This window comes from Massilia sp. DJPM01 (assembly GCF_030348125.1).
GTDB classification, from domain to species: Bacteria; Pseudomonadota; Gammaproteobacteria; order Burkholderiales; family Burkholderiaceae_D; genus Telluria_A; species Telluria_A frigida.
In genome coordinates, this window is sequence record NZ_JAQOZV010000064.1 from 1 (window position 1) to 12,713 (window position 12,713).

The 12,713-nt window shown below is 64.1% G+C and carries 13 protein-coding genes, 1 other RNA gene and 1 pseudogene; 11 read left to right on the forward strand and 4 right to left on the reverse strand.

What is annotated here, in order from left to right:
- The coding region (locus tag PO883_RS28910; protein ID WP_289312843.1) for a DsbA family protein at nt 1-234 on the reverse strand (234 nt) is incomplete at its 3' end.
- 146 nt (nt 235-380) lie between these two features.
- Here PO883_RS28910 and PO883_RS28915 point away from each other — a divergent pair.
- Nucleotides 381-815: an OmpA family protein gene (locus PO883_RS28915; protein WP_289312844.1), complete on the forward strand. Its 435-nt coding sequence runs from the start codon at nt 381-383 to the stop codon at nt 813-815.
- Nucleotides 816-871: 56 nt separating this feature from the next.
- Here PO883_RS28915 and PO883_RS28920 read toward each other — a convergent pair whose 3' ends face one another.
- The 3 genes from PO883_RS28920 to groES form a co-directional block, all read right to left on the reverse strand.
- Entirely contained in the window at nt 872-2,482 is a 1,611-nt protein-coding gene (locus tag PO883_RS28920; RefSeq protein ID WP_289312845.1) for a PAS domain-containing methyl-accepting chemotaxis protein, read from the reverse strand.
- Nucleotides 2,483-2,804: 322 nt separating this feature from the next.
- Entirely contained in the window at nt 2,805-4,451 is a 1,647-nt protein-coding gene (groL, locus tag PO883_RS28925) for a chaperonin GroEL (protein WP_233293057.1), read from the reverse strand.
- A gap of 93 nt (nt 4,452-4,544) precedes the next feature.
- Complete coding sequence (groES, locus tag PO883_RS28930) at nt 4,545-4,835, reverse strand: co-chaperone GroES (protein ID WP_054264305.1); 291 nt, start codon at nt 4,833-4,835, stop codon at nt 4,545-4,547.
- Between the two features lie 388 nt (nt 4,836-5,223).
- Here groES and zapB point away from each other — a divergent pair, with 388 nt between their 5' ends.
- From zapB to PO883_RS28980, 10 genes and pseudogenes are all read left to right on the forward strand, one after another.
- Entirely contained in the window at nt 5,224-5,484 is a 261-nt protein-coding gene (gene zapB, locus PO883_RS28935; RefSeq protein WP_289312846.1) for a cell division protein ZapB, read from the forward strand.
- Nucleotides 5,481-5,792, forward strand: a complete 312-nt coding sequence (locus tag PO883_RS28940; RefSeq protein WP_167085868.1) for a cell division protein ZapA — start codon at nt 5,481-5,483, stop codon at nt 5,790-5,792. The genes zapB and PO883_RS28940 overlap by 4 nt, the downstream gene beginning before the upstream one ends.
- 44 nt (nt 5,793-5,836) lie before the next feature.
- Nucleotides 5,837-6,017, forward strand: a non-coding RNA gene (gene ssrS / locus PO883_RS28945) — 6S RNA.
- A 109-nt stretch (nt 6,018-6,126) separates the two neighbouring features.
- A complete protein-coding gene (locus PO883_RS28950; protein WP_289312847.1) occupies nt 6,127-6,591 on the forward strand; it encodes an EVE domain-containing protein in 465 nt (154 codons plus the stop codon).
- A 1,035-nt stretch (nt 6,592-7,626) separates the two neighbouring features.
- Nucleotides 7,627-8,316, forward strand: a pseudogene (locus PO883_RS35250) (sensor histidine kinase); the annotation flags it as partial.
- Between the two features lie 166 nt (nt 8,317-8,482).
- Nucleotides 8,483-9,169: a response regulator gene (locus PO883_RS35255; RefSeq protein WP_373890113.1), complete on the forward strand. Its 687-nt coding sequence runs from the start codon at nt 8,483-8,485 to the stop codon at nt 9,167-9,169.
- Nucleotides 9,159-9,542, forward strand: coding sequence for a response regulator (locus PO883_RS28965; RefSeq protein WP_289312850.1), 384 nt, complete (start codon nt 9,159-9,161; stop codon nt 9,540-9,542). The genes PO883_RS35255 and PO883_RS28965 overlap by 11 nt, the downstream gene beginning before the upstream one ends.
- Nucleotides 9,539-10,168: an ANTAR domain-containing response regulator gene (locus PO883_RS28970; protein ID WP_289312851.1), complete on the forward strand. Its 630-nt coding sequence runs from the start codon at nt 9,539-9,541 to the stop codon at nt 10,166-10,168. The genes PO883_RS28965 and PO883_RS28970 overlap by 4 nt, the downstream gene beginning before the upstream one ends.
- A gap of 320 nt (nt 10,169-10,488) precedes the next feature.
- Nucleotides 10,489-10,974 (forward strand): chemotaxis protein CheW, encoded by a 486-nt coding sequence (locus PO883_RS28975; RefSeq protein ID WP_289312852.1) that lies wholly within the window; start codon nt 10,489-10,491, stop codon nt 10,972-10,974.
- Nucleotides 10,975-11,012: 38 nt separating this feature from the next.
- Nucleotides 11,013-12,644: a methyl-accepting chemotaxis protein gene (locus tag PO883_RS28980; protein ID WP_289312853.1), complete on the forward strand. Its 1,632-nt coding sequence runs from the start codon at nt 11,013-11,015 to the stop codon at nt 12,642-12,644.
- The last annotated feature ends 69 nt before the right edge of the window (nt 12,645-12,713 follow it).

Below are 12,713 nucleotides of genomic sequence, written 5' to 3' on the forward strand. Positions count from 1 at the left end.
TTTATCGCACTGGCGCTGCATGTCGCGCCACACGTAGGCGCCTTTTTCCTTTTGCAGCACGAAGGGCGAGGTGTTCCAGCCGAAGGACTTGAATACCGGCCCCAGCAGAAACGGCTTCCACAGCACGCGCACGCCCTGGGCGGCCGCCAGCGCCTCGATGCGCATGGTGCTCAGGTAGCTGTAATTGCTGCCGAAATCGAACCAGAATGCGAGTTGCGGATCATTGTCGGGCATGGCTTCTCCGTGCAAGGGGCATCGGGATCGACGCCGCGTGCAGCAGTGTAGCGCGATCGCGGCAGCGGTACGGGAGGTCTCGCTTGTTAATAATGCAAGATTGCGCTACAGTCAGTGTTCCTACTTCATCACGGAAATCTCCCCCCATGCGACACATCCTGACCGCGCTGTCCGTTTGCCTGGCATGCGCGCTGCCGGCCATGGTCCACGCCGACCCGGCCAGGATCCAGTTCGCCACCGAGGTGTTCTTCGACAGCGGCAGCGCGCGCCTGTCGGCCGATGCGGTATCGATCCTCGATCAGGTCATCAGCAAGAGCGGCGAGCTTGATCCCGAGCTGATCATGGCCATCGGCCATACCGATGAACTGCCGAGCGACGCCAAGGCGCAGACGCTGTCGGTCCAGCGCGCCGAAGCGGTAAAAAAATATCTGGCCGACAAAGGATTCGAGCGCATCCGCATCTACACCGAAGGCAAGGCCAAGCGCCTGCCGGCCGCCGGCAACGACACGCGCGAAGGGCGCGCCCGTAACAACCGGGTCGAAGTGCAACTGGTGGGACCGAGAGGCGCAGCCGGACACTGACGATACCGGCGTCATACCGCCTGTAACGCCAGGGCGCGCGGCACGTTCCGGAGCGCCTATGAGAGCGCCCGGCGCGGCGCGGCGGGACGGGCCAGATACCGCGTTTCCCGGCCTGGCGCGGCATCGGACACCAGCCTGAAGGCATCGACCAGCCGCGTCAGCTTGAGTGCCTGTTCCTGCATTTGCGCGGCCGCTGCAGCGGCCTCTTCCACGACTGCGGCGTTCCTCTGAGTGATTTCATCCATCTGCGACACGGCTTGGGTGACCTGGTCGATGCCCTCGCTTTGCTCGCGGCTGGCCAGACTGATGTCGTTGACGATGCCTGCCACCTGCTTGACCGATGTCACGATCTGGTCCATGGTCTTTCCCGCACTGTCGACCAGCGCGCTGCCCGCATCGACTTTGTCGACCGAGTCATTGATCAAGGCCTTGATTTCCTTGGCGGCCGCGGCCGAGCGTTGCGCCAGGACGCGCACTTCGCTGGCCACCACCGCGAAGCCGCGACCCTGCTCGCCGGCGCGCGCCGCCTCCACCGCCGCGTTCAGCGCCAGGATGTTGGTCTGGAATGCAATGCTGTCGATGACGCTGATGATGTCGACGATCTTGCGCGAACTGTCCCGTATCGATCCCATGGTGCCAACGACCTGGGCGACGGCGTGCCCGCCCTGGACGGCAGTGGCGGCGGCGGCCGTGGCCAGCAGGTTCGCCTGGCGCGCATTGTCCGCATTCTGTTTTACCGTGCTGCTGATTTCTTCCATCGACGACGCCGTTTCTTCGAGCGAGCTGGCCTGGGCTTCGGTGCGCGCCGACAGGTCGGCATTGCCTGCCGCGATGTCGCCGGCGCCATGGCTGACGACGCCGGTCACTTCCTTGATCTGGCCGACCAGCAGCCTGACATTGGTCTGCAGTACCCCGAGCGCGCCGAGCACGTGGGCGAGTTCGTCGTTGCCGCCGGCATGGATGCGGCCCGTCAGGTCGCCGGCGCTCATGCGCGCGATATCGCTCCTGGCGCGCCGCAGGGGAGGTACGACGGCGCGATACAGCAACAATCCCGACAGCAAGCTGACGCACAGTCCCAGTGCCGCTGCCGTCAGCCGCGCCGCGCCGCCGTCCGCGCACTGGCTCACGATGAACAGCAGCGCCACCAGCAAGCTCGAGGCGCCGATGCGCGCACCCAGCGACAGGGTGGCGAACAGGTTCAGGCGGTGCAGCGCCGAGCGGCGCAGCACGGCCCCGGCGCGCACCTCGAGCCCGCCGCGGCCATCGTTGAGCGCCCGGTAGGCTTGCTCGGCGGCGCTCACGTGTGCACGGCTGGGCTTGACGCGAATCGAGGTGAAACCCACGATGCGGCCTTGCTCGATCACCGGCGCCGCGGTCGCTTCCACCCAATAGTGGTCACCGTTCTTGCAGCGGTTCTTGACCAGGCCAGTCCATGCCTTGCCGCTGCGGATAGTGCGCCAGAAATCGGCAAACGCCGCGGCCGGCATGTCCGGGTGGCGGACCAGGTTTTGCGGCGATCCGATCAGTTCGGCTTCGCTGAAACCGCTGATACGGATGAAATCGAGATTCACGTAGGTGATATTGCCCTGCAAATCGGTTTTGGAAACAATCGTTTCGCTATCGCGGAGGATGTACTCGACATTCGTTACGGGGGTGTTGTTACGCATGGCTGTCGTTCCCAAGGGTGATTGATATGTATGTGGATAAATTCCCTGTGAATACATTTAACATGGGCCCATGCCAAAAACCAGCAGTTTGGCAATAAATGGTACTTTTGGTAAAGTTAGTTTCAGTTTGACTACAACGAACGCCACCCCCGTGACGTTGCGGGCAAGCTTGCCGCGAATGTAAAAAGCCCGCACGGCGAGGACCGTACGGGCTTTTTTGCGGAGAAAACGTCAGCCATGAAAAAAGCCTGCAAGGCGCAAACCTTGCAGGCTGTTCGATGCCAGCGGAGGCGGACCAGCCGCGCTCCGGCGTATCAGGCAATTACATCATGCCGTCCATGCCGCCCATGCCGCCCATACCACCCATGCCGCCCATGCCGCCAGCTGGCTTGTCTTCCGCCAGTTCGCAGACCATGGCGTCGGTGGTCAGCATCAGGCCAGCGATCGATGCTGCGTTTTGCAGTGCCGAACGGGTGACTTTGGCTGGATCCAGAACACCCATTTCGACCATGTCGCCGTAGGTGCCGTTCGCTGCGTTGTAGCCGTAGTTGCCGCTGCCGGCCAACACTGCTGCAACCACGACCGACGATTCTTCGCCAGCGTTTTGAACGATCATGCGCAGTGGCTCTTCCATGGCGCGCAGGACGATCTTGATACCGGCGTCCTGGTCAGGATTGTCGCCTTTGACCTTGATGTTGGCACGTGCGCGCAGCAGGGCAACGCCGCCGCCAGGAACGATGCCTTCTTCCACGGCAGCGCGGGTAGCGTGCAGTGCATCTTCAACGCGGGCTTTCTTTTCTTTCATTTCGACTTCGGTGGCTGCGCCAACCTTGATCACTGCAACGCCGCCTGCCAGCTTGGCAACGCGCTCTTGCAGTTTTTCACGGTCGTAGTCGGAAGTCGCTTCTTCGATCTGGACGCGCACTTGCTTGACGCGCGCTTCGATCGCTTCTGCCTGGCCGGCACCGTCGATGATGATGGTGTTTTCCTTGCCCACTTCAACGCGCTTGGCTTGGCCCAGCTCTGCCAGGGTGACCTTTTCCAGGGTCAGGCCGACTTCTTCAGCGATGACCTGGCCGCCGGTCAGGACAGCGATGTCTTCCAGCATGGCCTTGCGGCGGTCGCCGAAGCCTGGGGCTTTGACTGCGCAGGTTTTCAGGATGCCGCGGATGTTGTTCACAACCAGGGTGGCCAGCGCTTCGCCTTCGATGTCTTCCGCGATGATCAGCAGCGGACGGCCGGCTTTGGCGACTTGTTCCAGGATCGGCAGCAGATCGCGGATGTTCGAGATCTTCTTGTCGCACAGCAGGACGAACGGGCTATCCTGGATGGCAACTTGCTTGTCCGGGTTGTTGATGAAGTAAGGCGACAGGTAGCCGCGGTCGAACTGCATGCCTTCGACGATGTCGAGTTCGTCGTTCAGGGATTTGCCGTCTTCAACGGTGATGACGCCTTCCTTGCCGACTTTTTCCATCGCTTCAGCGATGCGCTCGCCGATCGAATAGTCCGAGTTGGCGGAAATGGCGCCGACCTGGGCGATTTCCTTGGTGGTGGTGCATGGCTTGGCGATCTTGGCCAGCTCTTCGACGGTGGCAGCAACTGCCTTGTCGATGCCGCGCTTCAGATCCATTGGGTTCATGCCGGCGGCAACGAACTTCATGCCTTCGCGCACGATGGCTTGTGCCAGCACGGTCGCGGTGGTGGTGCCGTCGCCGGCGTTGTCGCTGGTGCGGGAAGCAACTTCCTTGACCATTTGCGCGCCCATGTTCATGAGCTTGTCTTTGAGTTCGATTTCCTTGGCAACCGACACACCATCCTTGGTGACGGTCGGCGCGCCGAACGAGCGCTCGAGCACCACGTTGCGGCCTTTCGGGCCCAGGGTGACTTTGACTGCGTTGGCGAGGATATTGACGCCTTCAACCATTTTGGCGCGCGCTGCGTCGCCGAATACTACATCTTTAGCTGCCATGTTTATTTTCTCCGTTATGCGTAGATAACTATCGCGAGGAATTCTTAAGGAAAGGACGTGCGCGGATCAGGAACGATTCCCGACCCGGATCGATCACTTGACCAGGACGGCCATGATGTCTTCTTCACGCATCACCAGCAGCTCTTCGCCGTCGACCTTGACGGTTTGGCCGGAGTATTTGCCGAACAGGACGCGGTCGCCGACTTTCACTTCCAGCGCGCGTACTTTGCCGTCGTCCTGGACTTTACCGTTGCCTACAGCCAAGATTTCGCCTTGATCCGGTTTTTCGGCAGCTGCGTCAGGAATGATGAGGCCGGACGCAGTTTTGGTTTCCTGGTCGAGACGCTTGACGATAACGCGATCGTGCAATGGGCGAAGGTTCATGCAAAACTCCTTAATATTCAGTGGTTTAGTAGCTATTGGTCAGGACCGCCCTGGGCGTTCCCGGTGTTTCAACATGCCTCGCGGTGTTGCCGCAGAGACTAGAAAGAGTTGTTAGCACTCTCTACTAACGAGTGCTAATTATAGGGACGGTCAAGGTGTTTTTCAAGGCGTCCCGTTGACTATTTAATAGATGAGCTTGATCTGGCGCAAACCGCGGGCACGCCGCGCAGCCCGAAACCGGATCGTTCTCAAGGGCGGATGCGGGTGCGATCGGCGCTGGCGCAGGCGGCGCCGTGCGCCGGGCGCTCTTACATCCCCTTACATCAATCGTCTACCCCTCTTACTGATTCGGTTGACGGACTTTCCTTCGCACCCCTATAGTTACGGGATGATTTCTGAATTCGACGAACTATCCGAAAAAATCGACCGGCTTGCCGCGTTGACCCTCTCACTTCGCAGCGAGAACGCCCAGCTGCGCCAGGCGAATGTGCAACTGCGCCAGTCGAACGCGGCGCTGTGCGCCGAAAACGAGGAATGCGTGGGGCGCATGCACGAAGTGCAGCGCCGCGTCGAAACCTTGCTCTCGCAAATGCCCGATCCGAACGCCCCGGCCGTCGCGCCTGAAAAACATGATGAGGTCGCGCAATGATCCAGCTGAATGTCACGCTCATGGGCAGCGCCTACCGCCTCGTCTGCCAAGAGGGCGAGGAACGCACCTTGCAGGAAGCGGTGAGCTATCTCGACGGGAAAATGTGCGCCTTGCGCGATTCGGGCAAGGTCAAGGGAAACGACCGCATCGCCGTCATGGCCGCGCTCAGCGTTGCCGCCGAATTCCTGTCGGTGAAAACGCCCCAGGGGCCGCTGTCCGAAATGACGATCCTGGAAGTCAAGCAGAAGCTCGGCGACATGCACACGGTGCTCGATAACGCCCTGACCCCCCAGGAAAATCTGTTCTGAGGCTAATTTCGTTTGACATGACGGCACATCGGAGTAAACTGCGTCTCACCCTGCGGTGTTCGCGATTGCCATATATTCCTTGAACCATTTATGTGCACCGGTTGCGGGATTTTGTTCGATGGGAGTGAGCGTCGCTTGTTCGACGAACCCGAAATTGGACTAACTGCGACCACCTTGAACCATTAGGTTCGGGATGCCGGCAAGAACGGCACAGGCGGGGTGCTGATTTTCACGAGCGGTTGCAAGCATTCGGTGCGCAACCGTTTTTTTATGGGCGCGCGCTTTGCGCGTGTTGTCTTTGCGGCGGCCGCGCGGCGCCAACGGAGCATCCCGCATGGCTTATTGGCTGATGAAGTCCGAACCGGACGAAGTGAGTATCGACGATGTGCTGGCCGCGCCGCAGCGCACGCTGGCCTGGTTTGGCGTGCGCAATTACCAGGCGCGTAATTTCATGCGCGACGCCATGCGCGAAGGCGACCTGGTCCTGTTCTACCATTCCAGCTGCGCCGAACCGGGCATCGCCGGCATCGTCCAGGTGTGCTCACCGGCCTATCCGGACGCCACCCAGTTCGACCGCGCCAGCCCGTATCATGATCCCAAGGCCACGCCGGAGCAGCCGCGCTGGGTCGGCGTCGACGTGCGCGCGCTGCGCAAGACCGCCCTGCTGAGCCTGAAAGAGCTGCGCACCGTGCCCGCGCTGGCCGGCATGCGCCTGCTGGCCAAGGGCAGCCGCCTGTCGGTGATGCCGGTCGAGCCGCACGAATGGCATGCCATCGAGGCCTTGCTCGGCCAGCCTTAGCAAACTGTACCTTATAGGCAACACCACGTGCCAGGCGGGGGGCGCCGATGCTATCGTGTCTGCATGCCTCTCCACACCAGCGAGCGTCCGCGCTACCGACTCCGCGCCAGCCATATCGCTTTGCTGTTTGGCGGTTTCCTGGTCACGGCCATCCTGGCCTCGCTAGGCGCGGCCAGCTGGACAGCGCGCGAACAGACCATCAACGAATGGCGCAAGCAACTGAGCAATCTGTCGCTGGTGCTGGCCGAGCACATCGGGCAGCAAGTGACGTCGGCCTCCCTGGTCCTCGATAGCGTCGCCGATTCGGTCCGGGCCGCCGGGGTCGACGGCGATGCCAGCCTGCGCGCGCGCCTGGGCGGCCAGGCCGAGTTCCTGAGCATGCGCGACAAGGCGCGCGGCCTGCCCCAGGTCGACGTGGTCAGCATCGTCGCGGCCAATGGCGATGTGGTCAATTTCACGCGTTCCTGGCCGGCGCCCGCGATCAACCTGGCCGACCGCGATTACTTCAAGGCGCATCTGCTCAATCCCGGACAGGGCTTGTACTTCAGCAAGCCGGTGCGCAACAAGGGCAACGGCCAGTGGACGTTTTACCTGAGCCGCCGGGTGAATGGTCCCCAGGGTGAATTGCTCGCCATCGTGCTGGTCGGCTTTTCATGCACCTCGCTGAGCGACTTCTACCAGCGCATCACGCTCGGCGAGGGCGCCAGCATTTCGCTGTACCGGCGCGACTTCACCCTGCTGGCGCGCTGGCCCCACATCGATTCCCTGATCGGCCAGCTCAACCTGAGCGGCACCTCCTACCAGGTGATCGAACAGATGCGCCAGAGCTCGGGCGTGATCCTGAGCTCGATGCCGCGCTTCACGGAAGGCCGCGAGGCGGTCACGCGCCTGGGCGCGCCGCGCCTGGTGCAGCATTACCCGCTGATCGTCAACCTCACCATCACCGAATCGCTGATGCTGGCGCGCTGGCGTGAATTCAATACCGCCCGCATCGTGCTCGCGGCGCTGGCCATCCTGGCGGTGGTGAGCGCCTCCATGGTGCTGCTGCGCCTGTTGCAGCGGCGCGAACGCGACTTCACGCTGACCCGCCACCTGGTGGACAAGGCCGACGCCGCCAACCGCGCCAAGTCCGATTTCCTGGCCATGATGAGCCATGAAGTGCGCACCCCGCTGACGGCGATCATCGGTTTTGCCGAACTGCTGGGCACGGCGGACGAGCCGGCGCTGCGCGGCCAGGCCGGCCAGGTGATCCTGCGCAATGGACACCATCTGCTCAGCGTGATCAACGATATCCTCGATATCGCCAAGATCGAGGCCGGCCGGCTCGGCCTGGAGCAGGTGGCGTTTGCGCCGGTCCAGACCGTGACCGAGATCGAGTCCATGATGGGCGCCCAGGCGCACAGCAAAGGCATCGGCTTTCGGGTGCGGGTGCACTATCCGTTTCCGGCCCAGGTGGTGGGCGACCCGACCCGCTGGAAGCAGATCTTGTTTAACCTGTGCAGCAATGCCATCAAGTTCACCGAACTGGGCTGCGTGGAGCTGGACTTGTGGTACGAGCAGGCGCCGGCGCGGCTGGCATGCAGGGTGCGCGACAGCGGCATCGGCATGTCGCCGGAACAGTGCGCCCGGCTGTTCGAACCCTTCCAGCAAGCCGGCCTGGACACGACGCGCAAGTATGGCGGCACCGGGCTCGGCTTGTATCTGGTGCAGCAGCTGGTGACCCGCATGGGGGGGCACGGTGCAGGTCTCCAGCGCGCCGGGCGAGGGCTCGGCGTTCGAGGTGGGCATCCTGGCGCGCAGCGGCGACGGGACGGCCTGGCTGGCCGGCCCCGCGCCCGGCGCGCCGCCCGCGCCGGTGGTGGCGGTGGCGCCGCCGGCCTTGCACGGGCGCGTGCTGCTGGCCGAGGATGGGCCCGACAACCGGGCCCTGATCGGCGCCTTCCTGAACCGCCTGGGCATCCGCTGCGAGATGGCCGAGAACGGCGTGCGGGCGGTCGAGATGGTCTTGGCCGGCAACTTCGACCTGGTCTTGATGGATATCCAGATGCCGCTCATGGATGGGGTGGCGGCGACCGAATTGCTGCGCGCGGCCGGGGTGGGGATTCCGGTGGTGGCGCTGACCGCCAATATCATGACCGCCGATGTGGCGCGCTACCTGGCGGCGGGCTGCTCGCATTGCGTCGGCAAGCCGGTCGATTTCACGGCCCTGGGCGCCTTGCTGGCGCAACTGCTGCCGGCGCTGCCGCCAGCCCCGCTCATGTCGCCCGCGCAGCTGGCCGTGTTCGTGGAAATCCGGGCCCGCTTCGAAGCCGGGCTGGCCAGCCGCCTGGAGCGCATCGCGGCCCACGCCGCGGCCGGCGAGGCGGCCGAGGCGGCCGCGCTGGCGCACATGCTCAAGGGTAGCGCCGGCAGTTTCGGCTACCCGCACGTGACCGAGCTGGCCGGCGCGCTGGAACGCGCCTTGCTCGATGGCGAGCACGGCGCCGCGGCCACCTTGCTGGAACAGTTGCAGCAGCTCGAAGAAGTGCGGCGCCTGCTGGTCGGCGCCGGCGAACCGGGAGGCATTGATGAAGAATAAGACCGTGATGATCGCCGACGACGAGGGCGTCATGCGCAGCTTGCTGGGCATGGTGTTGAAGGAGCATGGCTACCGCGAGTTCGTGTACGCCGCCGACGGCCGCCAGGCGGTCGAACTGATCCGCACCGGCGGCGCCGCCATCGGCCTGGCCTTCCTCGATATCGACATGCCCGGCTTCTCCGGCCTCGACGTGCTGGCGCTGGCGCGCGAGCGCCGTCCCGGCTGCGCCTGCGTCATCGTCAGCGCCCACAGCGCGGTCGAGAACGTGATGGCGGCGGTCCGCGGCGGCGCCGCCGGCTTCGTCGTCAAACCTTACTCGGCGCAGCGGATCGCCGAGGTGCTGGACAAGATCGAACGTGCGAGCCGCCCATGAGCCTGCCTTCCGCCGGCGCCCTCAAGCGCTCCCTGTTGCTGGTCGACGACGATGTCCTGATCCTGGGAATACTCAACCGCGTGCTGACCCTGGGCGGCTACGAGGTGCGCGTTGCCACCAGCGGACCGATGGCGCTCGAACTGCTGGCCCATGGCGCGCCCGCGCCCGACCTGGCCCTGCTGGACGTGTCCATGCCCGGCATGTCGGGCCTCGAGCTGGCGCAACACCTGCAGGCGTACGGCGCCATCGCGGTCATGTTCCTGTCGGCCGAGGATGACCAGGCCACCGTGCGCGCGGCCATCGACGGCGGCGCGGTCGGCTACCTGGTCAAGCCGATCGATATCACGCGCATCGTTCCCAGCGTGCAGGCGGGCCTGGCACGCGCCGACGAGCTGCGCGAACTGCGTGGCAGCGAAAGCCGGCTCACCCTGGCGCTGCAGCAGGGGCGTGAAGTCGGCATGGCGGTGGGTATTTTGATGGAGCGCAACAAGACCGATCGCGAGACCGCTTTCCGCGCCCTGCGCGAGCATGCCCGATCGCATCAGCGCAAGCTCAACGATGTCGCCGACGACATCCTGCAAGCGACCGAAGTGCTGAACCTGATCGGTGGACGTGCCAATAAATGAGGCAAATAAGTAACAGGAGGTATGTTTTTCATTAAAACTATTGCCACTTGGAAATCTCAAGAGTAAGCTTGTTCCTGTTTTCTCCGATGCCCCCACAGCGCCCGCGCTGACCGCCCCGCGACCCCTCCCCGTTGCAGGCATGGCATCGGATGCCTTTCCAGGCTGCCCCCTTCCGGCAGCCGACGCAGCATTTCCCGGCCCCGCTCCGCCGCTCGACGACCGTTCGTCCACCGTGTCAGCGCGCCATTCTCCGCATCCCTGTCACCCGACGCCCGGTTCTTTTTCACGCAAGGTTTGCGTAACAGAACGAAAGCGATTGCATGTCCACCTTTATCCGCAGTACCGGCGCCGCCGCGGCGCCCGAATACCTGGTCTTTACGCTCGGTACCGAAGAATACGGCATCGATATCCAGAAGGTCCAGGAATTGCGCGGCTACGATGCCGTCACCTGCATCGCCAACGCGCCCATGCATATCAAGGGCGTCGTCCATCTGCGCGGCATCATCGTGCCGATTGTCGACCTGCGCATCAAATTCGGCAATGCGCTACCGAGCTACGACCAGTTCACCGTGGTCATCATCCTGAACATCGGCGCGCGCGTCATGGGGCTGGTGGTCGACAGCGTGTCCGACGTCAGCACCCTGGAGCCGGGCCAGATCAAGCCGGCGCCCGCCCTCGGCCGCGATGTCCGTGCCGATTATGTGTCCGGGCTGGGCGTGATCGGCGCCCGCCTGCTGATCCTGATCGACACCGAGCGCCTGATGGGCGCCGATGTACTGAACCTGAGCGACGCCATCGCAGCCTGAGTGGCGCGACGTCTTCCCAAACTACACAAGGATTTCCAATGAAACATACAAAATACACGATCGGCACCCGCCTCGCTTTCGGCTTCGCGGTCTTGCTCGCCATGACGCTGGCGCTGGCCGTCATCGCGCTCAACTCCCTCGGCAGCGTGCAGGCGAGCCTGCAGGGCATCGTACAAGGCAGCATGCTGCGCATGGAGCAGCTGCACCGGATGGCGGAATCGGTGCACGTCGTCGCCCGCGTCGCGCGCACCCTGGCCTTGCTCGACGACGAGGCCACGATGGAGCGCGAATCGGCCAAGATCGTCAAGGCGCGCGACGCTTACGATGCCGCCTGCCGCAGCTTCACCGCACTTGCCGTCAGCGCCGCGGACAAGGCCTTCATCGCCAAGCTGAGCGCGCTGCAAGACAGCGTCAGGCCGCTGAATAACCAGTTCATCGCCCTGGCGCGCGCCAACCAGCAGGCCGAGGCGACCGCGCTGCTGACCGCCCGCGCGGCTCCCGCCACCCAGGCCTGGCAGGATGCGCTGGCGGCCCAGATCGAGGAGCAGCAACAGCAGGTGGACGCCGATGCGGTGACGGCGCAGGCCAGCTACGAGCGGGCCCGCATCCTGACGCTGGGCCTGAGCGCGCTGGCGCTGGTGATCGGCGCCGTGCTGGCCTGGCGCGTGACGCGTTCCATCACCGTCCCGGTGAATGCCGCCGTGCTGGTGGCGCAGGCGGTGGCGGCAGGCGACCTGACCGGTACCATCGAAGGCCATGACGGCGATGAAACGGGGCGCCTGATGCTGGCGCTGAAAGACATGAACGATAGCCTGGCCAACATCGTCGGCCAGGTGCGCACCGGCACCGACAGCATTGCCACCGCCTCCGGCGAAATCGCCAGCGGCAACCTGGACCTGTCGTCGCGCACCGAGCAGCAAGCCAGTGCGCTGGAAGAAACCGCTTCCTCGCTGGAAGAGATGACCTCGACCACGCGCCAGAATGCCGAGAATGCGCGCCAGGCCAATGTGCTGGCGGCGTCGGCATCAAAGGTGGCGCACAAGGGCGGCGCCGTGGTGGCGCGGGTGGTCGAGACCATGAGCGGCATTAACGACGCCTCGCGCAAAATTGTCGACATCATCTCGGTGATCGACGGCATCGCGTTCCAGACCAATATCCTGGCCCTGAACGCGGCGGTGGAAGCGGCCAGGGCCGGCGAGCAGGGCCGCGGCTTTGCCGTGGTCGCGTCGGAAGTGCGCAACCTGGCGCAGCGCTCGGCGGCGGCGGCCAAGGAAATCAAGGTCCTGATCGGCGACTCGGTCGACAAGGTCGATTTCGGCGCGAAACTGGTGGGCGAGGCCGGCAGCACCATGACCGAGATCGTCGCCAGCGTGCAGCGCGTGACCGACATCATGGCCGAGATCAGCTGCGCCAGCGCCGAGCAGGAAGCCGGCATCGAGCAGATCAACCAGGCCATCAGCGAGATGGATAGCGTCACCCAGCAGAACGCGGCGCTGGTCGAGGAAGCCGCTGCCGCTGCCGCCTCGCTGCAGCAGCAGTCGGCCAATCTGGTGGGCGTGGTCAGCGTCTTCAAACTCGGCCGCGCGACGGCCGCCGCTGCGGCGCCGCGCCGCGCCAGGGCGCCGCAGCCGCGCGTGGCGCTGGGCGCACCGCATCCGCTGGGCGCCTGAGGCGGTAGCGCGGCAATGCTTGCGGGCATTGCGCTGTAGAATACTTGCCAAAGCAAGTCGCTGGGTGGC

Bases quoted from the DNA above. Each gene is read 5' to 3' on its own strand.
- PO883_RS28915 (WP_289312844.1), top strand. From the start codon at position 381: ATGCGACACATCCTGACCGCGCTGTCCGTTTGCCTGGCATGCGCGCTG.
- PO883_RS28920 (WP_289312845.1), bottom strand. From the start codon at position 2,482: ATGCGTAACAACACCCCCGTAACGAATGTCGAGTACATCCTCCGCGAT.
- groL (WP_233293057.1), bottom strand. From the start codon at position 4,451: ATGGCAGCTAAAGATGTAGTATTCGGCGACGCAGCGCGCGCCAAAATG.
- groES (WP_054264305.1), bottom strand. From the start codon at position 4,835: ATGAACCTTCGCCCATTGCACGATCGCGTTATCGTCAAGCGTCTCGAC.
- zapB (WP_289312846.1), top strand. From the start codon at position 5,224: ATGATTTCTGAATTCGACGAACTATCCGAAAAAATCGACCGGCTTGCC.
- PO883_RS28940 (WP_167085868.1), top strand. From the start codon at position 5,481: ATGATCCAGCTGAATGTCACGCTCATGGGCAGCGCCTACCGCCTCGTC.
- PO883_RS28950 (WP_289312847.1), top strand. From the start codon at position 6,127: ATGGCTTATTGGCTGATGAAGTCCGAACCGGACGAAGTGAGTATCGAC.
- PO883_RS28965 (WP_289312850.1), top strand. From the start codon at position 9,159: ATGAAGAATAAGACCGTGATGATCGCCGACGACGAGGGCGTCATGCGC.
- PO883_RS28970 (WP_289312851.1), top strand. From the start codon at position 9,539: ATGAGCCTGCCTTCCGCCGGCGCCCTCAAGCGCTCCCTGTTGCTGGTC.
- PO883_RS28975 (WP_289312852.1), top strand. From the start codon at position 10,489: ATGTCCACCTTTATCCGCAGTACCGGCGCCGCCGCGGCGCCCGAATAC.
- PO883_RS28980 (WP_289312853.1), top strand. From the start codon at position 11,013: ATGAAACATACAAAATACACGATCGGCACCCGCCTCGCTTTCGGCTTC.